Origin of the sequence: Rarobacter faecitabidus (assembly GCF_006716265.1) — a bacterium.
Lineage (GTDB): Bacteria > Actinomycetota > Actinomycetes > Actinomycetales > Cellulomonadaceae > Rarobacter > Rarobacter faecitabidus.
In genome coordinates this window covers 189,718-213,275 of the sequence record NZ_VFOS01000003.1, presented here as the reverse complement: position 1 = coordinate 213,275, position 23,558 = coordinate 189,718, and the positions used below count along the sequence as shown (strand labels likewise).

The 23,558-nt window shown below is 66.2% G+C and carries 21 protein-coding genes; 12 read left to right on the top strand and 9 right to left on the bottom strand.

Annotated elements, in window-relative coordinates:
- Positions 1–129: 129 nt before the first annotated feature.
- The 6 genes from FB461_RS10180 to FB461_RS10155 form a co-directional block, all read right to left on the bottom strand.
- Positions 130–648, bottom strand: coding sequence for a hypothetical protein (locus tag FB461_RS10180; protein WP_142121733.1), 519 nt, complete (start codon positions 646–648; stop codon positions 130–132).
- Entirely contained in the window at positions 645–3,761 is a 3,117-nt protein-coding gene (locus FB461_RS10175) for an eCIS core domain-containing protein (protein WP_170222709.1), read from the bottom strand. The genes FB461_RS10180 and FB461_RS10175 overlap by 4 nt, the downstream gene beginning before the upstream one ends.
- A gap of 240 nt (positions 3,762–4,001) precedes the next feature.
- Positions 4,002–5,957, bottom strand: a complete 1,956-nt coding sequence (locus FB461_RS10170) for an ATP-binding protein (RefSeq protein WP_170222708.1) — start codon at positions 5,955–5,957, stop codon at positions 4,002–4,004.
- Positions 5,954–6,346, bottom strand: a complete 393-nt coding sequence (locus FB461_RS10165) for a DUF4280 domain-containing protein (RefSeq protein ID WP_211349896.1) — start codon at positions 6,344–6,346, stop codon at positions 5,954–5,956. Before FB461_RS10165 ends, FB461_RS10170 begins: the two co-directional genes overlap by 4 nt.
- Positions 6,347–6,390: 44 nt before the next feature.
- On the bottom strand, positions 6,391–6,891 hold the full coding sequence (locus FB461_RS10160) for a septum formation family protein (protein WP_142121726.1): 501 nt from the start codon (positions 6,889–6,891) through the stop codon (positions 6,391–6,393).
- A 208-nt stretch (positions 6,892–7,099) separates the two neighbouring features.
- Entirely contained in the window at positions 7,100–7,927 is an 828-nt protein-coding gene (locus tag FB461_RS10155; protein WP_142121725.1) for an exodeoxyribonuclease III, read from the bottom strand.
- Positions 7,928–8,116: 189 nt separating this feature from the next.
- Between FB461_RS10155 and FB461_RS10150 the strand changes: the two genes are divergently transcribed.
- The 8 genes from FB461_RS10150 to FB461_RS10115 all read left to right on the top strand — a co-directional run bounded on the left by FB461_RS10150 (position 8,117) and on the right by FB461_RS10115 (position 15,742).
- Positions 8,117–9,520 carry an MFS transporter gene (locus tag FB461_RS10150; RefSeq protein ID WP_142121723.1) on the top strand — a complete coding sequence of 468 codons (1,404 nt, stop codon included), beginning with the start codon at positions 8,117–8,119 and terminating at the stop codon, positions 9,518–9,520.
- Between the two features lie 59 nt (positions 9,521–9,579).
- Positions 9,580–10,389, top strand: coding sequence for an SDR family NAD(P)-dependent oxidoreductase (locus FB461_RS10145; protein WP_142121721.1), 810 nt, complete (start codon positions 9,580–9,582; stop codon positions 10,387–10,389).
- Between the two features lie 44 nt (positions 10,390–10,433).
- Positions 10,434–11,012 carry an orotate phosphoribosyltransferase gene (gene pyrE / locus FB461_RS10140; protein WP_142121719.1) on the top strand — a complete coding sequence of 193 codons (579 nt, stop codon included), beginning with the start codon at positions 10,434–10,436 and terminating at the stop codon, positions 11,010–11,012.
- Positions 11,013–11,037: 25 nt separating this feature from the next.
- On the top strand, positions 11,038–11,784 hold the full coding sequence (locus tag FB461_RS10135; RefSeq protein ID WP_142121717.1) for a hypothetical protein: 747 nt from the start codon (positions 11,038–11,040) through the stop codon (positions 11,782–11,784).
- Positions 11,785–12,572: 788 nt separating this feature from the next.
- Positions 12,573–13,265 carry an ATP-binding cassette domain-containing protein gene (locus FB461_RS10130; RefSeq protein WP_170222707.1) on the top strand — a complete coding sequence of 231 codons (693 nt, stop codon included), beginning with the start codon at positions 12,573–12,575 and terminating at the stop codon, positions 13,263–13,265.
- 70 nt (positions 13,266–13,335) lie between these two features.
- The gene (locus FB461_RS10125; protein WP_142121713.1) at positions 13,336–14,610 is read left to right on the top strand and encodes a hypothetical protein; all 1,275 of its coding nucleotides are present in this window, start codon (positions 13,336–13,338) and stop codon (positions 14,608–14,610) included.
- A complete protein-coding gene (locus FB461_RS10120; RefSeq protein WP_142121711.1) occupies positions 14,607–15,209 on the top strand; it encodes a hypothetical protein in 603 nt (200 codons plus the stop codon). Before FB461_RS10125 ends, FB461_RS10120 begins: the two co-directional genes overlap by 4 nt.
- 122 nt (positions 15,210–15,331) lie before the next feature.
- On the top strand, positions 15,332–15,742 hold the full coding sequence (locus FB461_RS10115) for a type II toxin-antitoxin system VapC family toxin (protein ID WP_142121709.1): 411 nt from the start codon (positions 15,332–15,334) through the stop codon (positions 15,740–15,742).
- Positions 15,743–15,772: 30 nt separating this feature from the next.
- Here the strand turns inward: FB461_RS10115 and FB461_RS10110 are convergent, their stop codons facing one another.
- Positions 15,773–16,546, bottom strand: a complete 774-nt coding sequence (locus FB461_RS10110; RefSeq protein WP_211349902.1) for an HAD-IIA family hydrolase — start codon at positions 16,544–16,546, stop codon at positions 15,773–15,775.
- 103 nt (positions 16,547–16,649) lie between these two features.
- Between FB461_RS10110 and FB461_RS10105 the strand changes: the two genes are divergently transcribed.
- Together FB461_RS10105 and fbaA are read left to right on the top strand one after the other, a co-directional pair.
- Positions 16,650–17,246 carry a TrmH family RNA methyltransferase gene (locus FB461_RS10105; RefSeq protein WP_342776127.1) on the top strand — a complete coding sequence of 199 codons (597 nt, stop codon included), beginning with the start codon at positions 16,650–16,652 and terminating at the stop codon, positions 17,244–17,246.
- A 102-nt stretch (positions 17,247–17,348) separates the two neighbouring features.
- Entirely contained in the window at positions 17,349–18,368 is a 1,020-nt protein-coding gene (gene fbaA, locus FB461_RS10100; RefSeq protein ID WP_142121705.1) for a class II fructose-bisphosphate aldolase, read from the top strand.
- A 308-nt stretch (positions 18,369–18,676) separates the two neighbouring features.
- On the opposite strand, the gene FB461_RS10095 is transcribed toward fbaA, so the two are convergent.
- A complete protein-coding gene (locus FB461_RS10095; protein ID WP_142121703.1) occupies positions 18,677–19,030 on the bottom strand; it encodes an STAS domain-containing protein in 354 nt (117 codons plus the stop codon).
- A 150-nt stretch (positions 19,031–19,180) separates the two neighbouring features.
- Between FB461_RS10095 and FB461_RS10090 the strand changes: the two genes are divergently transcribed.
- Positions 19,181–21,490, top strand: a complete 2,310-nt coding sequence (locus FB461_RS10090) for an ATP-binding SpoIIE family protein phosphatase (protein ID WP_142121701.1) — start codon at positions 19,181–19,183, stop codon at positions 21,488–21,490.
- A gap of 133 nt (positions 21,491–21,623) precedes the next feature.
- Here FB461_RS10090 and FB461_RS10085 read toward each other — a convergent pair whose 3' ends face one another.
- Positions 21,624–21,986, bottom strand: coding sequence for an STAS domain-containing protein (locus tag FB461_RS10085; protein WP_142121699.1), 363 nt, complete (start codon positions 21,984–21,986; stop codon positions 21,624–21,626).
- A 249-nt stretch (positions 21,987–22,235) separates the two neighbouring features.
- Here FB461_RS10085 and FB461_RS10080 point away from each other — a divergent pair, with 249 nt between their 5' ends.
- Positions 22,236–23,519: an adenylosuccinate synthase gene (locus FB461_RS10080; RefSeq protein WP_142121697.1), complete on the top strand. Its 1,284-nt coding sequence runs from the start codon at positions 22,236–22,238 to the stop codon at positions 23,517–23,519.
- Positions 23,520–23,558 lie beyond the last annotated feature (39 nt).

The following is a 23,558-nucleotide window of genomic DNA, read 5'->3' as shown; positions in this document are numbered from 1 at the left end:
CAGGCGAGGGGCCAGACGCGGACCCCCGCTCCGCAATCGCTGGGCACCCGCTCGTGGGGAGAGCCCCGCTGGGCACCCGCTCGTGGGGAGAGCCCCGCTGGGTACCCGCTCGCCCTCGCGGTTTACGCGCTAGAGGTGGGGTCGTAGTCGCGACTTGGCCTCGCCTGCCGAGATCTCGCCATCGGCCGCGGCGATGAGTGCCGGGGAGACGACTTCCCAGTCGGCCGCGACCCGCCGAATGGCAACGGTCATCATCTCGCCCAGAAGAACTCGTCCAAGCTCCAGATCGCCGACCTCCACTGCGGCCCGCAGCGACAGAGCGCCGATCTGCGGGGTCACCTCGACCGCGGAGATGTCGAGTTCGGAATTCGCCGCGATCACCACGGGCTCGAGGCGCTCGACCTGCTCAGGGGACAGGAAAACATCGTGCACCCGGTGGAACACCACCGCGCGCGATCGCTGCATCACGATGCCCGAAATGGGGCCGGTCACGCCTGGCAGCTCGGGGGCGTCGAAGGTTTCCTGCTCCCAGTCGATCTCCGTCGGCGTGAGGCCGACTGCCTCGAAGGCCGTGACCACCCGCCCGAGCAGAACGGAGGGAGCGGAGGCGATATCGCGCAACGCGAGGTCTACATCGTCCGGGGTCATGCCCCCACCTTAGCGGGAGCGGACTTGGCGCTCTGGGCGGCCTCGATCCCCTGCTTGATGGTGAGCAGTAGGGCCCTGGCCTTGTCGTCGTTGAACGGGTGCGTCAGCGCATCCTCGATCACCTTGAGGTCGAGCTTCTCGACGTCCTTGAGGAACTTGTCCTGAACATCGTCGCTCGCCCCTACGGGCAGGATCAGGTCGCCGACGATCATGCGGATGGGCCCGGACGGGACCTTCTTGGGGTCGGTGGTTACCGGTTGGGCCTGGCTGTCCTGGAACTCACCGAAGTCGATCTGCGTCTTCATCTTAGAACGGGCCGTCTTCTCGTCGGAGCGGAGCATCATCTTGACGTTCCAGAACCAGCTACGTCCCTGCGTCAATCCGATGTTCCCCTCCATCTCGTTGCGCTCCTTGCGCATCTTGTTGATGTCCTTGAGCTTGCCGTACGTTGACTTCGCCTTGTCGAACATTCCCTGCGGGTCAGCGTCATCGCCCATCGATTCGAGGACTGCGTCGCGGACCTTGAACAGCAGGGAGATGTCGCCCGCGGTCGATTTGATGTCGTTCGGCTTGACGGCCTTGAGGGCGGGCAGGAGATCGGGGACGGGCGTGCCGTCCACGCGGAAACTCTGCAGGAACGTGATGGCCACCTGGTCGTCGTTCTTCGCGGCTCGCAGGATGATGCCCTCGACCGCCATGCTGGGGTTCTTGGACAGCACGGCCTCCGCGCTGCCTTCGAGGGAGAGCTTGGACTCGCGCTCGGTCAACTTCGCCTGCGCGATCAGCACCTCCTTGGCGACGAGGTGGGCGAAGTTGTGGAGGGTGTCGAGCAGGCCGACGCCCGCCTCGATGGCCTTGGGAATGCCGAACCCGCCGCCGCTGGCGAGAGACGAGATCGACGTGATGAGGTCGGAGACCGACTTGCCGGTGGACCACGCAGCCTGCTCGACCTTGATCGTGTGGCTCTGCGCCACCTTGGTCAGCGGGTAGACCATCACGTCCACCTTCTTCTTCCCGCCGTCGACGCCGCGGATGCGCGCGGACTGGATCGCCGTGTTCGTGTCGCTGAGGTGGATCGAAGCGTCGGCCAGCGACATCGCATTGCTCACGATCGCGAGCGCCGCCAGCGTGATATCGAAGCCCGGAATCACCTTGCCGACGGACTCTTTGACGCCCGGATCGATCTTCTGCGCCAGCTCGGCGGCGCTCTTGGCACCTTCGGTCAGTGAGCTCAGCCCGTCGGAGGCCGACTTGATGGTTTCGAGCGCCTTGCGCGGGTTCTTCTCCTTGACGCCGTCACGGATCGCCTTGACGGTCTTCATTCCGTGCAGGACGGCGTCCTTGAGTTTCGTCAGGATCGAGATGCCGGAGCCGATTCCCGAGGTGACCCGGTCGTTCAGGGTCTCGCCCTTCTCGAAGAGATCGTTGTCTTTCTTGAAACTCTTAGACGAATTGGGGGGTAGCGTCTTCTGCTGCTTGACGCGGTCCTCGGCCTGCGCCACGGCCTGGCCGAACTCGCCGATGATCGGCACCGACTTCAGTCCCTTCGGTCCGTCCGTGACCTTGAGTCCGTCTGTGTCGTCCGTCTTCGATCCCTCGGGGGTGATGGCGCCGAGCCCCTTCGCGAGCAGGCCGGCCGCCGAGCCGCCTTGCTCGGCGTATCCGCCGTACTTCTCCCACTTTTCGATGAAGCCGTCGAAGGTCTCGGGTTCCTTGTCGGGAGTGCCGTTGCCACCGCGGATCGTGAACCTCTGCATGGCGGCGTTCACGTAGTAGATCTCTCGCGCGGAATCCGCCGTGGGGAGTTTTGCCTGCAGTTCGGGCGGGGCCGCCGCGCGCACATCCGCGGTGATGGACTTGGTCTTGTTCCTCACGACGTCGCGGCGGGCGTCGGACTTCGCCTGATTCGCGGCCGGCGCGTCGAGCTTGCTGACGTCGACGGCGCCCACTGCCGCCGTGATCTCCTCGTTGAGCTTGACCGCCACCTGGTCGTAGAGGGCGTCGAGTTTCTCGTCACCCGATGCCGCGCCTCGCTTCGACATGTTTTCGGCGTCCTTGCGGACGTTTGCGTCCGTGCGGAATTGGCGGACGAGTCGCACCAGGCGTTCCTGGGCCGTCGCTCGGGCGGGTGCGACGAATTTGAGGTATTCCGCCTTCGGCCCGTCGAAATAGACGGTGCGGAAAGCCTGGTCGGCGACCCGATCCTCGTCCCAGCCCTGGTCCCACACCCCACCGGGCTTGTGCTGGGTAAGGAGTCGGTTGACCTCGTCCTGCTCTTCCTTGATGCCGGCGGCCAGCGCGAGGGAAACCTCCTTGAAGCGTTCGGCAGGGGTCTGCCCGGTGAGGGGATCGCCACCATTCTGAATGAGTTCCTGCAGGTCGGCCCGCCCCTGCATGCCCTCCTTGCGGGCCTCGGCGTTGTCCTCCTTCTCCTGCGCCTGGAGCTGCTTGGATTCGGCGACCTTGTCAGACTTCTCGCTGCGTTCCTTGCGCCAGTTGTTGAACCTGTCGAGCAGTCCGCGTCGCACGCTCGGCCCGCCCTCGGAGGCGACGTGCCCGAGCTCGTGCGCGAGCACTCGCTGACCCTGCGGCGACTTCGGATCGAACTGCCCGGCGCCGAAGAAGATGTCCCGGCCTGTCGTGAACGCGGCGGCGCTCATCGCGCTCGACAGGGCAGCAGCGTCCGGTCCGTCGTGGACGCGCACGCCGGCGAAACTCGTGCCGAACGCCGACTCCATCGAGGAGCGCACTGAGCCGTCGAGTGACTTGCCGCGGCCGCGCATGGACTCGATGCGGGCGGTGGACTGGTCGTCGAGCTCGCCGCCGGCGGCGCCGATCTTGGCACTCGGGGCGGGCGCGGCCATGCGGTGAACATGCCCGCAATCGGCGTCGTGGCTGTGCGGATCGGCGCCGGCGGATTCGCCGCCGATGGAGAGGCGCTGCAATGCCCGGTCTGCGAGCTCGTCCGCCCGTGCCTCGGCGTTGTCGCCAGCGGCGCCGACGAGGAGGCCGCCCGCCGCGATAGGGGCGCTCGTGGTCGCCGAGGAACGCGCGGCCGCGGGTTCCGCAGATTCGACCTTGTCCTTGGCGAGTCCCAGATGCCTGTCGCTCATGTCATTGCCTCCAGCTCGTGCCAGCATCGCGCGTCTGCGCGCACGGATAGCCCATCACCTGCCATCTTCCTGCGCGCGGACAGGATTCCGATACGGCAATTGCTACCCAATTAGACATTTCGGCCGCTCTCCGGCGGGAGCGGGGGCCGATCCCGACCCCCGGCCGGCGTGCCGCTCGCGGGCACCCGGCCGGTATACCGCTCGCAGCCAACCAGGCCGGCATGCCGGAACGCTGTGCCCCTAGCCGAACGAAGTCTCCAGCTCGACCGGCAGGCGGCGCCCCAGCTTCGCGAGCTCCCTGGCGGCGGCAACGCGCACCTGGGCGTGCGTCAGCGGCTCACCGCTCGCCACCGCGTCGTAGGCGGCGGCGAGCACGATGTTCCGGATGTCGCCGCCCGCGATCTCGAGGCAGCGGGCGAGCACGGCGATGTCGATCGGCTCGTCCTGACTCACCTGGGCAACCTGCGACAAGTGATGGCGCCACAACTGGGCGCGCGTGGGTTCGTCCGGGTCGGGGAAGTGGATCATGAAGTGCAGCCGCCGCGCGAACGCCGTGTCGATGTTGCCGCGCAGGTTCGTCGCCAGGACGGTGATCCCGTCGAAGGCCTCGATGCGCTGCAGCAGGTAGGCGACCTCCTGGTTGGCGTACCGGTCGCGTGAGTCGTTGACGGCCGATCGCGACCCGAACAGCGAATCCGCCTCGTCGAAGAACAGCACGCAGTTCATCGATTCGGCGCTCGTGAAGACGCGTTCGAGGTTCTTCTCGGTCTCGCCGATGTACTTGTCCACGATGGCGGACAGGTCGACCTGCAGCAGTTCCATGCCGAGGGAGTCCGCCACGACGTGCGCCGAGAGCGTCTTGCCGGTGCCGGGGCCGCCCGAGAAGAGCGCCGCGATCCCGGTGCCCTTCCCGCCCTTGCCCTGCAGTTGGTTCGAGGCGAGCACGTCGTCGCGATAGCGTCCCCAGTCGATCAGGCGGGTGATCTCGGACAGGGTGTGCTCCGGTAGTACGAGGTCGGCCAGCGTGGCCGGCGACCTGCCCGCGCTCGGGACGCCCGAGCCGCGGGTGCTCAGCAAACGGGCGACGCGCACCAGATCGTCTGCCGTGGGCGGGACGAGGGGATCGGGCGAGCCGTAGCGGGCGCTGCGCGCGACCTCGGCGATCTGCTCTGGGGTGAGCCGTAGGACGGTTATCTCACGGGGGATATCGCGCGTGCCGAGGACGTCGCGCCAGCAGTCCGTGCGCTGTGTGCTCGTGAGCCGCCCCGCGACGGCGGTGACGGGCAGGTGCGGGCTGATCGTCGAGTCCCAGGCTACGTCGGCGACGCACAGGACCGGGATCGGTGCCTCGACCAGGATGTCTATCGCAGGTGTCGCGAGTTCGGCGCCGACAAGGAGCACGGGTGACCGGTCGAGGGTGGCATCGAGGACGAGTTCCCCCAGCAGATTGCGCAGGCGTGCCACCTGAACCGAATCGGGTTGGCCGGTGAGCCAGGTGGCGCGCGCCAGATCGACGGCGACTGGATACGCCTCGAGTCGCGCGCATACCCCCGCGGCCCAGGACAGGCCCGCCGCGCCGGGTGGCGACTGTATCCACGCGAGCGGTGCGCCAGCGCGGATCGCCTCCGCGACGCGCGCCTGGGGGTCACCGGCGTCGATCGCGTGGGCCGAGGTGTACAGCCCCGCGAGCCCGGAGCTTGACGTGCGGTCGCCGTGCAGGCGACGGACCAGCAACTCGTGCGGTCGGAGCCGGTACGCGGATAGCAGGGTGGCGCCGTCGAGTTCCAGCAGGCCGAGTGCGCGCAGCGTTCCCGTCGGCGCGATCGCCCGCCACGCCTCCTCCTCGCTCGCGCGACCGCCGAGCAGTTCCACACCGAGCGCGACGGTGGGCAGCGCGGCGCCCGCCTCGCCCGTCAGGACGCCGATGGTGGCGGCGGCGCCCACGTGGATCTCGGCGAGTAGGGCCACCGCGAGGATGCGCTCCTCCGTGGCGTCGAGCGAGAACGAGCGGGAAATGGCCGCGAAGCGCTCGTCCGCCGAGCCAAGGACGTCCGCGGCCAGGTCCGATGCGAGCGCACTCAGGGCGATCGTGACCGCTGGTCCGGGCTCCCATCCCGCCTCTGCGCGCACCTCGAAGGCCGCCAGGAGCGCGCGGGCTGCCCCGGTCAGACCGCGCGGGAGGTGACCGTCCGTCACGACGACATGGTGCGGGTCGCACCCGGGTTGGTGATCTGGATTGTGCCGCCGAAGGCGCACTGACACGTGGCGCCGAGCGTAAGCGCGGGCTTGCCGCCGACCATGGTCGTCGCTGCCCCGCCCACCCAGGTTCCCACGGGCGTCGGAACGCACGGCATCGGCGTGAGGACGCCCAGCGCCGCGGCGGTGGCGGCGGCGACGGCCGGATTCGCGAGGGAATTGCACATCCCGAATGGCGGGATGTTGGCCCCCGGGAGGCTGTCCGAGATCGTTGCGGCAGGCTTGCCCTCGACCATTACCCGCGGGGTGGGCAGGGGCACGAGGTTAGACGGCGCGAGCCCGAACGGGCAGACGAGCATCGCGCTCATGGTCGCGTTGGGTCTTCCCATTGGGTCCTCCTATACGGTTCGGCGGTAAGCCCGCTGTCAGCGGACTACCACCCAGTGCCTTTCACGGATTGGGTCAGCACGTCGCCCGTCGTCGTGATGAAGCACGTAACATTTCGGTCGTCGTTCTGTTCCCACCCGCGGGCGCCGGGCAGGAGGTACGTGAAGAACAACGAGGAGTCGCGATAGTCGACCCCCACGTAACCCTCGAACGCGGCGGCGCAGGCGCCGTCGGCGAACGTCTTGAGGACGTCCTCGCCTGGTAGCGTGGCGGGAACCTCGCCGGTCGTGGGATCGGTGACGGGGACGATGGCGAACACCTCCTGCTGGTGCTCCGTGGCGCATGCGACCCGATTGACCTCCGTGATCTCGACGGTGACGTCCTGCGGGGTGAGGGTGCAGTCGCCGACCTGGAGGTCGAACACCGAGACGGCCTTGATGTCGTCGCCCTTTTTCCACGGCCAGATGGAGCACGCCGAGGTGAGTGCGACGGCGGCGATGACGGCGAGGGCGACGAACGTGCGCCGCAGGAATCCGCTGTGGTTCACGCCTGCGCCGCCCCCTTGTCAGTTGTCGTACGGTCCGGTTCGCGCACGTGGTGCGCGGGCGCGCTCACTGCGCGTCGATCTATCAGGCTAGCGGCGGGGCGAAATCGGGGCATCAGTAGTTGATGCGTAAATGCGCGTCCGACCTGCGGGGAGTCATGGCCGCGCTCGCGGCACCAGACGGCCGCCGGATGCGGATGATGGCCGCCGGTCACGCGTCGATGTCGAGGATCACCGGAACGTGGTCGGATGCGCCCTTTCCCTTGCGCTCGTTGCGCAGGATCGTGACTCCGGTCGTCGCTGCCGCAAGCGCGGGGGAGGCGTACGCGAAGTCGATCCGCATGCCCTCGTTCCGCGGGAAACGAAGTCGCTGGTAGTCCCAGTAGGTGTAGGTGTGCTCGGCGGGCAGGAACTTGCGGGACAGTTCGGTGTAACCTGCGTCCGCGAGCCCCGCGAACGCCGCCCGCTCGGGCGGCGTCAGGTGCGTCTTCCCGACAAAGAAGCCGGGGTCCCACACGTCTGTGTCGAGCGGTGCCACGTTCCAGTCGCCGACGAGCGCGATCTTCGCGTCCGGATCGTCGGCGAGCCAGGTGCCCGCGGTCTCGCGCAGCGCGGCCAGCCAGTCGAGCTTGTACGCGTAGTGGGGGTGATCCACCTCCCGACCGTTCGGGACGTACAGGCTCCACACCCGCACGCCACCGCAGGTCGCGCCGATCGCGCGTGCCTCCAGCACCGCTGGTTCGCTGAGGTCGAGTTCCCCCTCGGCGGGGGCCGGGGCGCCGTACCCAGGCTGGCCTGCGAAGGCAGTCTCGACGTGCTCGATGCCGACACGGGAGACGATCGCCACCCCGTTCCACTGGCTGAGGCCCGTGTGGGCGACCTCGTACCCCGCCTCGCGGAAGGGTTCTGCAGGGAAGGCCTCGTCCTTGACCTTCGTCTCCTGCAACGCGAGGACGTCGAGGTCTTCTCGCACCAGAAGGTCTACGGCTCTGTCGATGCGGGAGCGGACGGAGTTGATATTCCACGAAGCGATGCGCACGCATCCACCCTAGCGGGATCGCCCTGGTGCGGGAGCGGTAAGGCAGGCTGGGGACGCGGCGGCGGTCGATACTGTCCGCCCATTGATCCAATTCATCCCATCTATCGGACGCCGTTGGATTAGACTTGGCACAGCAACGCCGCGTGCGGGATCGACGGACGCCGCGCGCCCGCATCAACCGGAGGTTTCATGGCCGCTGCGACACCGACGCCAGCACCACTCAACTCGCCCGCGGGGGTGATCACCGCGAGCCTCGTCGGCACCACGATCGAGTTCTACGACTTCTACGTCTATGCGACGGCGGCGGTGCTCGTCTTCCCCACCCTCTTCTTCCCATCCGAGAACGACACGACCGCCCTGCTCGCCTCGTTCGCCGTTTTCGGGGCGGCCATGGGGGCGCGACCCATCGGCGCGATCGTGTTCGGGCACCTCGGCGACAAGCGCGGCCGCAAGACCACCCTCGTCATCTCGCTCCTCACGATGGGCGTGGCCACGTTCCTGATCGGACTGCTACCGACCTACGCCTCCATTGGGATCGTCGCGCCAGCGCTTCTGCTCCTGCTGCGCCTCGCGCAGGGCTTCGCCCTGGGCGGCGAATGGTCCGGCGCCGCGCTGGTCGCGACCGAGAACGCGCCCGCCAACAAGCGCGCCCTCTATGGCACCTTCCCGCAGCTCGGCGCACCCATCGGCTTCATCATCGCCAATGGGTTGTTCTTGATCATCAACGCCGCGCTACCCCATCCCGACGATCCGCTGCTGAAGTCCGAGGCGTTCCTCAATTGGGGCTGGCGGATCCCGTTCCTGTTCTCGGCGATCATGGTGATCATCGGCCTGTGGGTTCGTCTCAAACTGGTCGAATCCGAGGCGTTCGTCACGGCCGAGAAGAAGGGCGCCATCCGCAAACTGCCGCTCAGCGAGACGCTGCGTCACCACTGGCGCGCCGTCATCCTGGGTACCTTCATCATGCTCGCTACGTACGTGCTCTTCTATCTGATGACGAGTTTCACGCTCACCTTCGGGACGGCAGCGCCGGACGCCGACGTGCCCGGTCTGGGGATCCCGTACATCCGCTTCGTGCTGCTGCAGATCGTCGCCGTGGTGTTCTTCGGCATCTTCACCGCGGTCTCCGGGCCACTCGCCGACAGGTTCGGCCGCCGTTCCCTGCTACTCGTCGTGACGGGATTGATCATCGTCTTCGGCCTGTCCTTCGGCGTCCTGCTCACGCCGCACGGCGAGGGCGCCGCGACCACCGGCTACGTGCTTGGCTTCCTGATCGTCGGGTTCTCGCTGATGGGCTTCACGTTCGGACCGATGGGCGCGTTCCTGCCCGAGCTCTTCCCGACCAACGTCCGCTACACCGGTTCCGCGATCGCCTACAACGTCTCGTCAATCCTGGGCGCCGCTCTGGCACCGATCATCGCGGTCGCGCTCTGGGCGAAGGCAGATGGCGCTACGTGGCTCGTGGGGCTATATCTCGCCGGCTCCGGGGTGCTGACGCTCATCGCGCTGATTCTGACTCGCGAGACCAAGGGGATCGACTACTCCGCCGCATCGCATCGGGATGCGGCAGCCATCCCCGTCGCGGCCAAGTGAGCGTCCGACCCGGACCTCGGCCACGGGCCGTTGCCCGGCGTCGCAAGTAGGCTAGGGGCATGGGTACCGCACTGATCACCGGCGCTAGTTCCGGACTGGGCGAGGAATTCGCCTGGCAGCTCGCCACCGACAGGCACGATCTCGTTCTTGTGGCCCGGTCGCAGGACCGGTTGCGGGCGCTTGCGGACCGGATACATCAGGTGGCCGGTGTGACCGTCGAGGTGCTGCCCGCCGATCTTTCCACCGCGGAGGGCCGCGCGCAGGTCGCGGAGCGGCTCAGCGCGGGGACGCTTTCGCAGGACGAGGCCCCCGTCGCTCCCGCGCCCGGACAACTCGCGCCGATCGGACTGCTGGTCAACAACGCTGGCTACGCGCTGCACGCATCCTTCATCGGTGAACCGGTCGATGATGAGCGCGCCGCACTCGACGTCATGGTGACGGCGGTTCTCGAGCTTTCGCACGCCGCTGCTGCCCAGATGGTCTCGCGTGGGCGCGGCGCGATCATCAATGTGTCATCGGTGGCCTCGTACATGGCCGGCTCTACCTATGCGGCGCACAAGGCCTGGGTGCGAGTGTTCACGGAGTCGCTCGCGAGTGACCTGCGCGGCACCGGTGTGGTCGCCTCGGCCGTGCTTCCGGGTCTCACGCGGACGGAATTCCACGGTCGAGCGGGAATCGACGAGCACCAATTCCCGGATATCGCCTGGCTCTCGCCGATCAGCGTCGTCGCACACGCGCTCGACGCCGCACGTCGCGGGCGCGTTCTCATCACGCCCTCGGCGCGCTACCAGAGTGCGGCGGCCCTGCTGCGCATCCTCCCGCGCTGGATCGTGCGCGAGATCGGCCCCGCCGGGGCGCGGGGTCAGTAGCACGCGGCTACGCCTCCTGCGCTGAGCCAACTAGGCTAGGTGGCATGAGCAACGAAACCTTCTCTCCCACGCCGCGCGAACAGTTGCGGGACCTCATCAAGGAACTCGCCGTGGTGCACGGCAAGGTTACCCTCGCCTCGGGTAAGGAGGCCGACTACTACGTCGACCTGCGCCGGGTCACGCTGCACCACCTGGCCGCGCCCCTCGTCGGTCACGTGCTCCTCGACCACCTGGAGGAGGCCGGCTACTCGACGGCAGACGTCGACGCCGTCGGCGGACTGACGATGGGCGCCGACCCCGTCGCGCTCGCGTTGCTGCACGCCGCTGCCTCGCGCGGCCAGGACCTCGACGCTTTCGTGGTCCGCAAGGAGGGGAAGGCGCACGGCCTACAGCGAAGGATCGAGGGGCCGGATGTCGCCGGCCGCAATGTGGTTGCCGTCGAGGACACCTCGACGACCGGTGGGTCGGTGCTGACCGCCGTGGAGGCACTGCGCGAGGCGGGTGCGAACGTCGTGGCGGTGGCCGTGATCGTGGATCGCGACACCGGGGCGCGGGAGAAGATCGAGGCAGCGGGGCTGGAGTACCTGTACCTGTATGGCCTAGCGGACCTCGGACTGAGTTGAACCGGCCGTTCGATAGGAATCTGTTATGACAGTACTGCCGTGGGCCATCCCCGCCGTGATAGCCGCAGTGATCATCACGGCGGTCGTCGTGGTCGTCGTACAGGCCCGAAACGGCAACCTGGCCAAGGCCCTGATCGGTGCCGCCGCTCCATTGACCACAGACGCCCAGGGCCAGTCGATTCCGCCGTGGATCGCCGGAGTGACGGGCGTACCCGGGAACCAGCGCCAAGCCCGGGACATCACGGCGCTCGAGCAGCGTTCGTACCGCGGCCATGACGTGGCATGCATGCGCCTGCGCGTCATCGACCGCAGGTCCAGCAGCGACACATACCGGAGGTCGTACGTCACTATCGTCATGCTGCGCCTGCGGGGCTCGTGGCCGCAGTTGTCGATCTCACCCGAGGGCGCAATTGCAAGCATGTTCAAGAACGTCGGCACCCACGAGCACGTCATCGGCTGGCCGCCGTTCGATAACACGTACATCGTGAAGTCGTCGGATCCGGGTTTCGCCCAGGCGATGTTCGCGCCGGCGTACGCTCCGCGCTACCTGCACGAGGATCTGCGCGGGTTTGCCTGGACGATCGACCGGTTCTCGTTGTCCACGCTCCGCTACGCAAACATCTCGGCCACCGAGGTCGATGCGCTCACGGACAAACTGATCGCCGTGGCGGAAAACATTCCCCCGGACGTCAAGCGGTTCCACGAGGCGCAATCGGAGGAGACGCGGCCGCTCGGGGGCTACCCGCCCGGCTGGAATGCAGATTCCGCGTGACCAGCTGAGGGCTCGTCCACGCGCCTAGTGCCGCCTCACGCCGCCCCTGGGAATGGAATCCCCGCCACCGCGACGCAACGCGGCCCCTGTCATACCCCGATGCGAGAATCACACCCACGACCACGGCAACGACGCCCAACGCATGCGCTCACCACACCGATGAAAGATCGAGGTTAACGGACAGACCCAGAAATTGAGAGCGCGTTACTGCAACAGGAATGGTTGAGTTTCCTACCCTCGCGGGCTTTGATATGCTGAGTCCTATTCCAGGTCAACGAAATGAGCTACAGTGTCCAAAGATTCGGAAACCACTTCCAGGACGCCGACAACCATGCAGCGCACATCCGACTCGCCTCGAATACCGCATCGTTTGAGACCTCCAGTAGTCATGACAGTCGTGTCAACTCTTGGAACAAGTTCGTTGATGCTGACAACCACAAGGCCTATCTCGAAGCAACGTCCCAATGGAACGCTGGCACTTGCAAGGCGAACTCCTACGAGGTCCAGTACAAGGGTGTGTCTGTCGCCGGCACTGTTGAGTGTGCTCGGCAGTTCTATAGCAAAGACGACTTCCCTCGCGCTGATGGGCTCAACTACACCAACCAAAGTTGGACTGCGATGCCCACGGTGACGGCTAAACCCCACGAAGGGGCTGATAGGGGGCGAGCTAAGGTCCACTTGTGCATTGACATCCCGCTCCGGAGTGATCCCTGCACCGATGCGTCGTATTCGGCGTCGGACTCGTTCTAGGGGGACGTGTGGATATGCCCATATGCACGCTTTGCGATGTGAGAGTTCGACTCGGAGCCTTCGAGTTGGGGCCGATCACCCACACGTTGTCGCGAGGGGTGACCTCACTCCTGGGCGCTAACGGTGCCGGCAAGACGACCCTGATGCAAACCATCGTCGGGTCGCGTAAACCCAGTGGCGGTTCCGTCAGCGTGGGGGAGGGCACGAACGCCACCGTGGGCTTTCTGCCGCAGGACTTTGCGGCACCCGGGCACGTTCGCGTCACCGACTACCTGCGCTTCATCGCGTGGGCGCGATCGAGCCGAAAGTCGGCAATATCCGCGGGCCGCGTAGCGGAAGCACTGGAACGGGTCAACCTCGCCGACAAGGGACACGAACGCATCGCGCACCTATCGGGCGGTATGGTGCGCCGCGTGGGTATCGCGCCGGCGCTGCTGACCAATAGCGACGTGGTGATCCTGGACGAACCGACGGTCGGCTTGGACCCGATCAATCGCGCAGAAGTGCGCGCGCTGATCCACGAGATTGGCACAGACTCCGCTGTCCTGGTGTCCACGCACCTGTCCGAGGACATTGCTGACTTCAGCGCGGGCGTCCTGGTCCTAGACGAAGGGCGCGTACTCTTCGACGGCACCGTCGCCGGGCTGGTGGCAACGTCAGGAGCGGATGCCGTCTCAGGGCCAGGCGTTGAACACGCATTCGTGGAACTCGTCCAAGGCCAACGCAAGTAGGGCTCACCGTCGCGTGGTCGCCCCACCGCGGCCACTGGACGGAACAACTGTGGAAGCGAGCAGAATCCTCATGAACTACCGCCAATTGGTGGCCTACTTTGTGCGCTACGGATTGATCCTCTGGTTGATCCCCATCCAACTGGGTGTCTCCCTCATCGTGGCACTGCAACGCGGAGCGCCATGGCGCGGAGACATCATCTGGACACTCGACTGGCTGGGTGTGGCGCTTACTCTCATCGCGCCCTTGGTCGCGGGGATTGCCGCGGTTGATGCGGCGCGACTCCTGGGCAACGTGTCCTACCTTGAAGGTAACCGGATCAGCCGAACTCCGCACATCGCGCTGGTATCGGCATACGGGCTGGCCGTTACGGCATTGCAGGTGTTCACGTTGCTTGTCGCGGTCCTTGTGTCCCACCCCAGTTCCCTGCCCGTCAACGCTCTGCTCGTCGCGTTGAACCAATCACTGGTTCTCATCGTGATGGTCAGTTTGGGATCCCTGGCCGGTCGCCTGGGCGGTAGCGTATTCGGGGGGATCCTGGCTGTGCTTGCCGGTGCGGTGGTCATGTTTACGTTCGGCTATTCGGATACCTACCTGTCGCCATTCGACTACGGTGGCGCCACTGTGCCTCGCGTCGGCTACATCTACAACACGACCACCCTCCTAGCGCAAACAGCTATGCTCGCCTTGCTGACGGTCGCTTTGTCCATGACAAGGCTAACGAAGCGTGGCCCGCGGCGCGCGCTTCGACTCGCGGACGCCGGTGGTATTGCGGGCATCCTGGTGGCCGTGATGGTGATTGTCCTTGTGGCCCCGGCCGAACGCCTGAGCCCGTCCGACGAGCGCCCGACCACCTGCGGGGCGGCTGCCACCATACCCACCTGCTTCTACCCGGAGCATCGCCGGGTGGCGAGCGCATATACCGAACAATTCTGGGTTCTGGCGACAGCGGCAATGGACAAGGGGTATCCCGCGTTCTTGCCCACGCAGGTCGTTGAAGCGAGTCAGACATACCACCCGCGCGCGCAGGACCCGAGCGTCGGGGAGTTCATCGTGTCGCCAGAAGGGTTGGCTGGCGAAACCCCAACGTTGTGGGAGATTGCGCTGGGTGTTCTGGAACCGGGCCATTGCGCGCAACTGCAAACCGACATTCCGCCGTCACAGCGTTACGCGGATGACCTCTACTCGTTGATCGGAACCTGGCTCCACCTCGTAGATCCGTCCGAGGCAGAGATGGCAGGGCTTGTGGGTATAAAGTCCCTCAGCCCCGAGGAGGTCGCCGACCTGGTTGAGGCGTTCCGCACGTGCAACTACCCCTACTTCACAGTTGAGTCCGCTGGACAATGACGTTCCGTCTCATCCTCGCGGCGACGGGATTGCGGCGAACGCTGCCCCTCTTCATCGCGGCCGCGGCGGTCGGGATAGCGGTGCCCGACGGCATGATTGACCGGCTCGGTCCGATCATGCTCCAACCCGTTGTGCCAGTCGTTACGTTCGTGCCGGTGCTCGTAGGGTTCGCGTTCGGCATCCTGAACGATGCGTGGCCGGTGGCGGTCATCGCTCGCAATCGTCGGCTGATTGCGAGCCGGGCGGTCTCACTGGCAACGGCGACCCTGCTCGCCATTCTTGTCGTCGTCGTGATCGCATCCCTCTCGGATGTGGCGACTGCTGCGACCTTGACCCGCAACGTTCTGTGGATTGCCGGTCTGGCGCTTGCCGTGGGATCTCTGTACGGTGCTACGTATGCGTGGCTCCCCGGCGCCGTGTTGTACCTCGCCGCGATCGTGTGGGGTCCAAGCGACAGCGCTTTTTCGCCGTACATGCTGCTCCTCGTGCCCGTCGATCAGGCGCTCGATATCGTGGTGCCGGCCTGCGTGGCCGCGGCAGCCCTCGTCATCGGCGTGGCGAACCCGCGCAACCTGGGTTGGCTGCCGCGGGTCCAGTAGGGCCGCCCCATTCACGAATCTCACTGGCCATTGCTGTTGAGTGGACCGACAGTGGAGGCAAACGACGATCTGGACGATTCGTTCGCGCGGGACCGCTCGCTGACGAGGGAAGTTGCGTTCGAGTGAACTTCCCACTCGAGACCAACGTGCTGTCGGAGACTCGCAAACCAAGCCCCTATGTTGGTGGCACGCGGTGGCTTGCCGCGCAACGCGATGAGGCGCTATACACGTCCGTGCTTGTCGTCGGCGAACTACGTCGCGGGCAGTTGCTATTGGCCGGTCGTGATGGCGCTGCAGCACATAGCCTCGGGCGCTGGATCGATGAAATCCAGTCACGGCTCCGCGATCGCACTGTGACGATTGACCACGATGTGGTGCACCGTTGGGCTGAGTTGAGTGTTCCTGATCGTTTACCTGCGCTCGACGGGCTGATCGCGGCAACTGCGCTGGTACGAGGGTGGACGCTCGTGACCCGAAATACTCCTGACGTGGCACGTACGGGCCTGAGGACGCTCAACCCATTCTCGGCTTGACACGGGCCCCGCCGTAGCCCGGCGCTCTGCTCAGATCAGGTCGATCAGCGACTCGATCGACGGGTAGACCTGGCTGGGGCGGAACGGGTACTTCTCGATGTCCGATTCCTTGGTGGAACCCGTCAGCACCAGGAACGTGCGCAGCCCGGCCTCGATGCCGGCGACCACGTCGGTGTCCATGCGGTCGCCGATCATGGCCGTCGATTCGGAGTGCGCGTCGATGCGGTTGAGGGCCGAGCGGAACATCATCGGGTTCGGCTTGCCCACGAAGTAGGGCTTGCGGCCGGTTGCTGCCGTGATCATCGCGGCCACCGCGCCGGTTGCCGGCAGCGGACCCTCGGGGCTGGGGCCGGTGACGTCCGGGTTGGTCGCGATGAACCGCGCGCCGCCGTGGATGGCGCGGATCGCTTTGGTAATGGCCTCGAACGAGTAGGTCCGCGTCTCGCCCAGCACCACGAAGTCGGGCCTCGACTCGGTCATGATGTACCCGGCCTCGTACAGCGCCGTGGTCAGGCCCGCCTCGCCGATCACGTATGCGCTACCGCGCGGTGCCTGCGTGGCGAGGAAGCGGGCGGTGGCGAGCGCGGAGGTCCAGATCGACTCCTCCGGAACCTCGATGCCCGAGGCGGCGAGCCGTGCCGCGAGGTCGCGCGGGGTGAAGATCGAGTTGTTCGTCAGGACCAGGAAGCGACGCTCCTTCTCGCGCAGGGTCGCGATGAATTCCGCGGCACCGGGCAGGGCCTTGTTCTCGTGGACGAGCACGCCGTCCATGTCGGTGAGCCACGAGTTGATGGTGTGCGTCACTGCCGTTCCCTTTGCGCCGAGGTCGATGTCCGTCACCAGCGTACTCGCGGTTGCCGACGCGCTGGTGAACTTCGCGATGCGTCCTCGTGGCACGATGGTGGCCATGCCTGGACCTGAGACCGACCCGCGGTTGGATCCCGAACTCGTCGAGCACGGGGACACGCGCAACGTCGTGGACGAATTCCGCGGGTGGACCGTCGACGCCATCGTCGGGGAATTGGACGAGCGCTCCGCCGCTCTTCGCGAGTCGACCGGGCGGGAGCTGCAGATCGCGATCGAGAACTGGGGTCACGATTTCAACATCGGCTCCGTGGTCCGCACGGCCAATGCCTTCGGCGTTCGCCGCGTGCACATCGTGGGCCGCCGCCGATGGAACCGGCGCGGTGCCATGGTGACCGATCGGTATCTGCACGTGCAGCATCACGATGATGTCGCGGCGCTGGCCGGATATGCGGCCGAGGCCGGATTGACCGTAGTCGGGATCGATAACGTTCCCGGCTCGGAGCCGATGGAGGGCTGGCAGCCGCCAGCGCGCGCGCTATTGGTGTTCGGCGAGGAATCGTCCGGACTGAGCGGGGAGGCCCGCGCCGCCTCATCGACCATCCGGCACATCACCCAGCATGGATCGACGCGGTCCATCAACGCAGGTGCGGCCGCCGCGATCGCCATGTTCCACTGGCGTTCGTTCGCGTCTGCCTAGCCGCACGGCGGCGGGGTCGAACGGCCCATCTCGCGCCGCTCGATAATCTGCGACAATTGATGGTGATCCGTTGATCAACACATCTCTACAGGAGCGCCACAGATGGCAATTGCAACCCCCGAGGTTTACAACGAGCTGATCGAGCGAGCCCGCAAGGGCAAGTTCGCGTACCCCGCTGTCAACGTCACGTCTTCGCAGACGCTGAACGCTGCACTGCAGGGCTTCGCGGAGGCCGAGTCGGACGGCATCATCCAGGTTTCCGTCGGTGGCGCTGAATACGCCTCCGGCCCGACCATCAAGGACCGTATTGCCGGTAGCCGCGCGCTGGCCGCATACGCAGCCGAGGTGGCCAAGAACTACCCCATCACCGTTGCCCTGCACACGGACCACTGCACCGAGGCCAACCTCGAGTCGTGGGTTCGCCCGCTGCTCGCACTCGAGATCGAGGAAGTCAAGGCCGGCAAGAACCCGACCTTCCAGTCGCACATGTTCGATGGCTCGACCGTCCCGATCGAGCGCAACCTGCAGATCGCGCAGGAGCTCCTGGAGCTCTCGGTCCAGGCGCGCACCATTCTTGAGATCGAGATCGGCGTCGTCGGTGGCGAGGAAGACGGTCACACCGCCGAGATCAATGACAAGCTGTACACCACGGTCGAGGACGGCCTGAAGACGGTCGAGGCGCTCGGTACCGGCGAAAAGGGCCGCTACCTCACCGCCCTCACCTTCGGCAACGTGCACGGCGTGTACAAGCCTGGTGCGGTCAAGTTGCGCCCGGAACTCCTCCGCGAGATCCAGGACGGCGTCGCCAAGGTCACCGGCAAGGAGAACCCGTTCGACCTCGTGTTCCACGGCGGCTCGGGCTCGACGGCCGAGGAGATCGCTGAGGCGGTCGCCAATGGCGTCATCAAGATGAACATCGACACCGACACGCAGTACGCGTACTCGCGCCCGGTGGCCGACCACTTCTTCAAGAACTACGACGGCGTCCTCAAGATCGACGGCGAGGTCGGAAACAAGAAGGCATACGACCCGCGCGCCTGGGGCAAGCTGGCTGAGGGTGGCCTCGCCGCCCGCCTCGTCGAGGCCGCGCAGCAGCTCGGTTCGGCTGGCAACAAGCTCTGAGTTGGACGAGGCGCCCGCCTCACCGACCAGGGATGGCGGGGACGGCGCGGCTGACCGCTGTGTAACTCGGCCTGAGGACGGCTAGATAGCGAGGAAGGCCCTCACCGCTTTGGCGGTGAGGGCCTTCCTCGCGTTTGATAGCCCGTTGACAGCCCTGTGGTGAGAGACATGTCCCGGTTCGGCGTATGAAATTGCCGTTCACCGACATGTATTTCACACCGCGAACTGCACTTTCACACCGCGAACGCGAGTTTGAGGTTTGGAGCGCTAGGGGTAGCCGCGGATTGCGGCCGCGCCAGCGCGCCGAACTACTCGACGACCTCGACCAGTTCGGAGGTGTTCGTGACCTCTAGCAGGAACTTCACGGTTGGCGGTGCGTGGATGACGCGGGTCGGACCAGGGCCGGCCATGGCGATCTGCGAGACGAAAGCGACCCCGAACGAATCCATGAAGGTGACATGGCGGGTGTCCAGCGTGACCGGAAGGGATTCGCGGCGAATCGTCTCAATCGCCGCAGTGAACTCTCCGGCAAGTCCGGCGTCGATCTCCCCAGTCAGGAGCACCCGTACCTCGTCGCTCTGCACGATGATGTGCAGAGCGCCAGGATTGGCGCCTAAGTCTGTAAGGACATTGTTCATGGAATTCCCTTCGGAGTTGCTCAACCTATGATCCATCATTCGCGCGAGACTTAAAAGGGCATCGTCCCCTTTGTCCTACGGGCTGGTCGGGAAGGGCCAGGCGTGAGACTATGCGAACATGTCGTGTCGCGTCCGCATTTCGAGGTTCCGCTCCCATCTGACGGGCGTGAGCGCGTGACCTCTACAGATCCAGGACGCGAGCCGAATGCCGCGGGCGAGCCCGCGGCGCAGTACTCGGCGTCGGAACTGCGGCACGGACTCGAACGAGTCCTGATCGCCGGGCTGGAGAACCTGGCGACGCCTGTCGCCCTGCTCGAATACCGCCGTCGATCTTCCGCGTCCAAGGCCGAGCCCACCGCCGACAATCTTCCCCCTGAGTGCGGCAGTCTCACGTTGGTCTGGGCGAACAGCGCGCTGCTCCTTGACACGGACAAGACAGTCGATCAGATTCTCGGATCGACGCTGCGCGACGTGACCGGCGAGTGCACCTTCCTGTCCGGACCGTGGGAGGTGGAAAGGGCGCTCCTTGACGGCGTCGCGATTAACACCGAGCTCCGCTGGACGCAGGTGGACTCGTTCGGAATCGAGAACGAGCGTGCCTGGCACCTGAGCCTGACGCCGCTGCGCGGCCGCACCGTCAGGGCGGGCGAACTGTGGTGGCTGCAACTCATTGAGGTGGATCGCCCGGACGTCGCGCATCCGGCGCCGTCCGACGAGGTCATCGCCGAGCGCCAGGAGCGTCGCGGCCTCGCCCTGATCGCCGAGGTCTCAAACTTCCTGATCGACCTCGAACGCCCACAGGTTCTCGCCGACATCTCCAAGGTGATCGCGACGGCCATGGGGGGCTGGTTCGGGTTCTACCTCCCGGACGAGTGCCGATTGCGGTACTCCGAGTCGCTCACGGGGGCGGGCGGCGAACCGGCGCGCGACCGCGCGCTACGAACCGGCTCGGGGATCGACGCGCTGGGCGACTCGGAAACCCCCGGCATGGGCACGACAGTCATCGAAGGGCCGGAGATCACTGAGGTGCAGGATCCGGTAGCCGCGATCATGCGCGGCAAGGTCACCGGGCCCACCGACTTCCTCGTCGACGGCGCGTACCTGCCGCACACCGCCTCGCGCGACTTCGCACGCGACCTTCGAGCGCGACTGGCGGCGCAGGGGCGGGACTTCGGCGATGTGGTCCTCTATCCGCTGCCGGGTCGTCGCGGCCCGCTCGGAGTTCTCGCCGCGGCAATGCCGACCGTCTCCGAGGAGACCACCGTCTTCGGCATGTCGGCGCGCATCAAGCGAACCACCTCGTGGGGGGTCATGCTCGATGGCGTGACAGTCCTCGACCTCGTTGTCCGCCGTGTCGGCATGGCGATCGAGAACACTCAATTGCACCGGCGCGAGCACGCCGTTGCCGAGGCGCTGCAACGCGCGATGCTGCCCGAGCAGGTCGACATCGCCGGGCTCGACGTGTGGAGTTACTACGCCCCCGCCTCCTCGCACGCCCAGGTCGGCGGCGACTGGTTCGACGTGCTCTCGCTCGCCGAGCACACGGCTGGCTTCGTGATCGGTGACGTGGTCGGCCACGACATCGAGGCGGCGGCCACCATGGGCCAGCTTCGTTCCGTCATCAGGGCGTACGCGTTCGAGTTGCGTGACCCCGCAGTGGTGCTGAGCCGGGCGGATCACCTCGCCGATGAGATGCGCCTACCGCGTTCCGCCAGCGCCGTCTACGGCACGCTCACGCGACTGCGCCAGGGGTGGAAGCTCGAATACGCCCGCGCCGGGCACCTTCCGCCGCTGTGGATGCACGGGGACGAGGTCACCGCCCTCGACGAGAAGGGCGGACTGCTGCTCGGCTACGGCAGGGCCAACCACGAATCGCACTCGCGGATCCTCGGCCCAGGCGATGTGCTCGTCCTGTATACGGACGGCCTGATCGAGCGCCGCCAGACCGCGCTGTCGGACGCGCTGGAAGGGCTCAAGGCGCGGCTGCTGCAGACCAAGGGACTGGATGCGGCCGGCATCGGCGAGGAGCTTCTCGGCATCCTCGGCGGTGCGGGGGAGGACGATGTCGCGCTCGTGATCGTGCGCATTCCGGACCCCAATGCGGGCGGTAACGAGGGCGGTCTGGCGCCGCGTATCCGCCGATGGTCGTTGCCGCCCGAATCCGCCTCGATCGCCCGCGCTCGGCACGCTGTGGTGCAGGCGTGTGAGCAGTGGGGCCTGGGCAACGGGGCGAATGCGGAACTCGTCACCTCGGAACTCGTTGCCAACGCCGTGATCCACGGCTGGGGTCATTTGAGCCTGCGCGCGCTGGTGATCGGCGACAAGGTTCGGATCGAAGTGGAGGACGCCAACCCGTCCCCGCCGGTGCTGACGGCGGGCCACGCGAATCGTTCGGGGGGATTCGGGATGCGTATCGTCGATCGGCTCGCGCAGTGGGGTTACGAGCCGACGGAGCACGGAAAGATCGTCTGGGCGGAACTCTGACGCCCGATCAAACTGCGATGCGCGCTAGAACTCTGCGGGCATCGCGCGAGGTGAACCCCCACCGGCAGTTGCCTCCACCGCCCGCTCAGATGCGTGTCCGACCCGTCTGTGGGCGCGAGCGTCGTCAGCCCGGTCAGCCGGCTTCCGGGACGACGTTCAGGGGCGCGTCGACGCTGACCGTGGGGCACACGAAGTCGCGATCGATGCGGAACAGATCGAGCGCACCGCAGACCTCGAGCACGAACAGGTGCCGGTCGGAGCATCCGCGCAGTAGGGTCTGCGCGCCGCGCTTGACCGAGGCATCGGCCAAGGAGATCAGGAAAGCGGCGCCGGTCGAGTCGATGAACGGCACCCGGCACATGTCGATGATGAGCAGGGAGCGACGCAGGCCCACGACTCGCGCGGCCACCTCGGGGAAACGCTCCCGCATCGATAAATCGAGATCGCCAGAAATGACCAGTGTCGCTGTCGTGGGCGACGTGGCGATCTCAAGCATGGAATGACTTTAACCGGTTGTCCGAAACGTTGCGCGCCGAAGGGAGGGATTTCCCCTTTGAATTCGATGTAAACGCATCGATCGCTGACGCCGGTCGGGCAGGGGGCGCGGTTAACAAGTGAACGTTTATCGCCCGATCGCGCCCCGGCTCGGTAGACTGTCCCAGGATACGAGGCGCTGTCACTCGACCCGGTCGCCGGCCCCGGCGAATCACCGTGACGCCAACGGCAGCGAAGGTGGGATTCAAATATGCCGGCGATTGTGGTCGTGGGTGCACAGTGGGGCGACGAGGGCAAGGGCAAGGCGACTGATCAGCTCGGCTCGCAGGTCGACTACGTCGTTAAGTTCAACGGCGGAAACAACGCCGGGCACACGGTGGTGATCGACGGCGAGAAGTACGCGCTGCACCTGCTGCCCTCGGGCATCCTGTCGCCGGGCGTAGTTCCGGTGATCGGCAACGGCGTCGTGGTGGACCTCGACGTTCTCTTCGAGGAGCTCGATGGCATCTCCGCGCGCGGCGTGGACACGTCGCGACTGCTGATCTCGGGTTCGGCGCACGTGATTGCCTCCTACCACCGCACCCTCGACAAAGTGACCGAGCGCTTCCTGGGCAAGCGCCGCATCGGCACCACGGGCCGCGGCATCGGCCCCGCCTACGCGGACAAGATCAACCGCGTCGGCATTCGCATGTGGGACCTGTTCGACGAGAAGATCCTGCGCGCCAAGATCGAGGGATCGCTGGAGCAGAAGAATCAGCTCCTCGTCAAGGTCTACAACCGGCGCGCGGTCAGCGTGGACGAGGTTGTGGACGAGTTGCTCCGCTGCGCGGAGCGACTGCGCCCGATGGTCGCGGACGTGTCGGTCGAACTCAACAACGCGCTCGACGACGGAAAGACCGTCCTCTTCGAGGCCGGGCAGGCGACCATGCTCGACATCGATCACGGCACCTACCCGTTCGTGACCTCGTCATCCGCCACCGCTGGCGGCGCATCGACTGGTTCGGGTGTGGGACCGACGCGCATCGACCGGGTGGTCGGAATCGTCAAGGCGTACACGACGCGCGTCGGCGAAGGCCCCTTCCCCACCGAGTTGTTCGACGAGTGGGGGGACCGCTTGCGCGATGTGGGCGGTGAGTTCGGCACGACGACGGGCCGACCGCGGCGCTGCGGCTGGTACGACTCGGTCATCGCTCGCTACGCGAGCCGCATCAACGGCCTCACGGATCTCGTCCTGACCAAGCTGGATGTGCTATCGGGAATCGAGCAGATTCCCGTGTGCGTCGCGTACGACGTCGATGGCGTGCGCACCGAGGAACTGCCGACGGACCAGACGGCGTTCCACCACGCCCGTCCGATCTACGAGATGTTCCCCGGCTGGAGCGAGGACATCTCCAGCGCGCGCACGTTTGAGGAACTGCCATTGACCGCGCAGGAGTACGTCCTGGCGCTCGAGGAACTGTCCGGCACGCGTATCTCGTCCATCGGGGTGGGCCCGGGTCGCGAAGCGACGCTGCAGAGGTTCGACCTCGTGTAGCGGTACTGAAAATGCGGGAGGGGTCCGAGGCGAATGCCT

Excerpts from the sequence above, each read along its gene's own strand:
- FB461_RS10180 (WP_142121733.1), bottom strand. The coding sequence starts at position 648 with ATGACCCCGGACGATGTAGACCTCGCGTTGCGCGATATCGCCTCCGCT.
- FB461_RS10175 (WP_170222709.1), bottom strand. The coding sequence starts at position 3,761 with ATGAGCGACAGGCATCTGGGACTCGCCAAGGACAAGGTCGAATCTGCG.
- FB461_RS10165 (WP_211349896.1), bottom strand. The coding sequence starts at position 6,346 with ATGGGAAGACCCAACGCGACCATGAGCGCGATGCTCGTCTGCCCGTTC.
- FB461_RS10150 (WP_142121723.1), top strand. The coding sequence starts at position 8,117 with ATGGCCGCTGCGACACCGACGCCAGCACCACTCAACTCGCCCGCGGGG.
- FB461_RS10145 (WP_142121721.1), top strand. The coding sequence starts at position 9,580 with ATGGGTACCGCACTGATCACCGGCGCTAGTTCCGGACTGGGCGAGGAA.
- pyrE (WP_142121719.1), top strand. The coding sequence starts at position 10,434 with ATGAGCAACGAAACCTTCTCTCCCACGCCGCGCGAACAGTTGCGGGAC.
- FB461_RS10135 (WP_142121717.1), top strand. The coding sequence starts at position 11,038 with ATGACAGTACTGCCGTGGGCCATCCCCGCCGTGATAGCCGCAGTGATC.
- FB461_RS10125 (WP_142121713.1), top strand. The coding sequence starts at position 13,336 with ATGAACTACCGCCAATTGGTGGCCTACTTTGTGCGCTACGGATTGATC.
- FB461_RS10120 (WP_142121711.1), top strand. The coding sequence starts at position 14,607 with ATGACGTTCCGTCTCATCCTCGCGGCGACGGGATTGCGGCGAACGCTG.
- FB461_RS10105 (WP_342776127.1), top strand. The coding sequence starts at position 16,650 with ATGCCTGGACCTGAGACCGACCCGCGGTTGGATCCCGAACTCGTCGAG.
- fbaA (WP_142121705.1), top strand. The coding sequence starts at position 17,349 with ATGGCAATTGCAACCCCCGAGGTTTACAACGAGCTGATCGAGCGAGCC.
- FB461_RS10085 (WP_142121699.1), bottom strand. The coding sequence starts at position 21,986 with ATGCTTGAGATCGCCACGTCGCCCACGACAGCGACACTGGTCATTTCT.
- FB461_RS10080 (WP_142121697.1), top strand. The coding sequence starts at position 22,236 with ATGCCGGCGATTGTGGTCGTGGGTGCACAGTGGGGCGACGAGGGCAAG.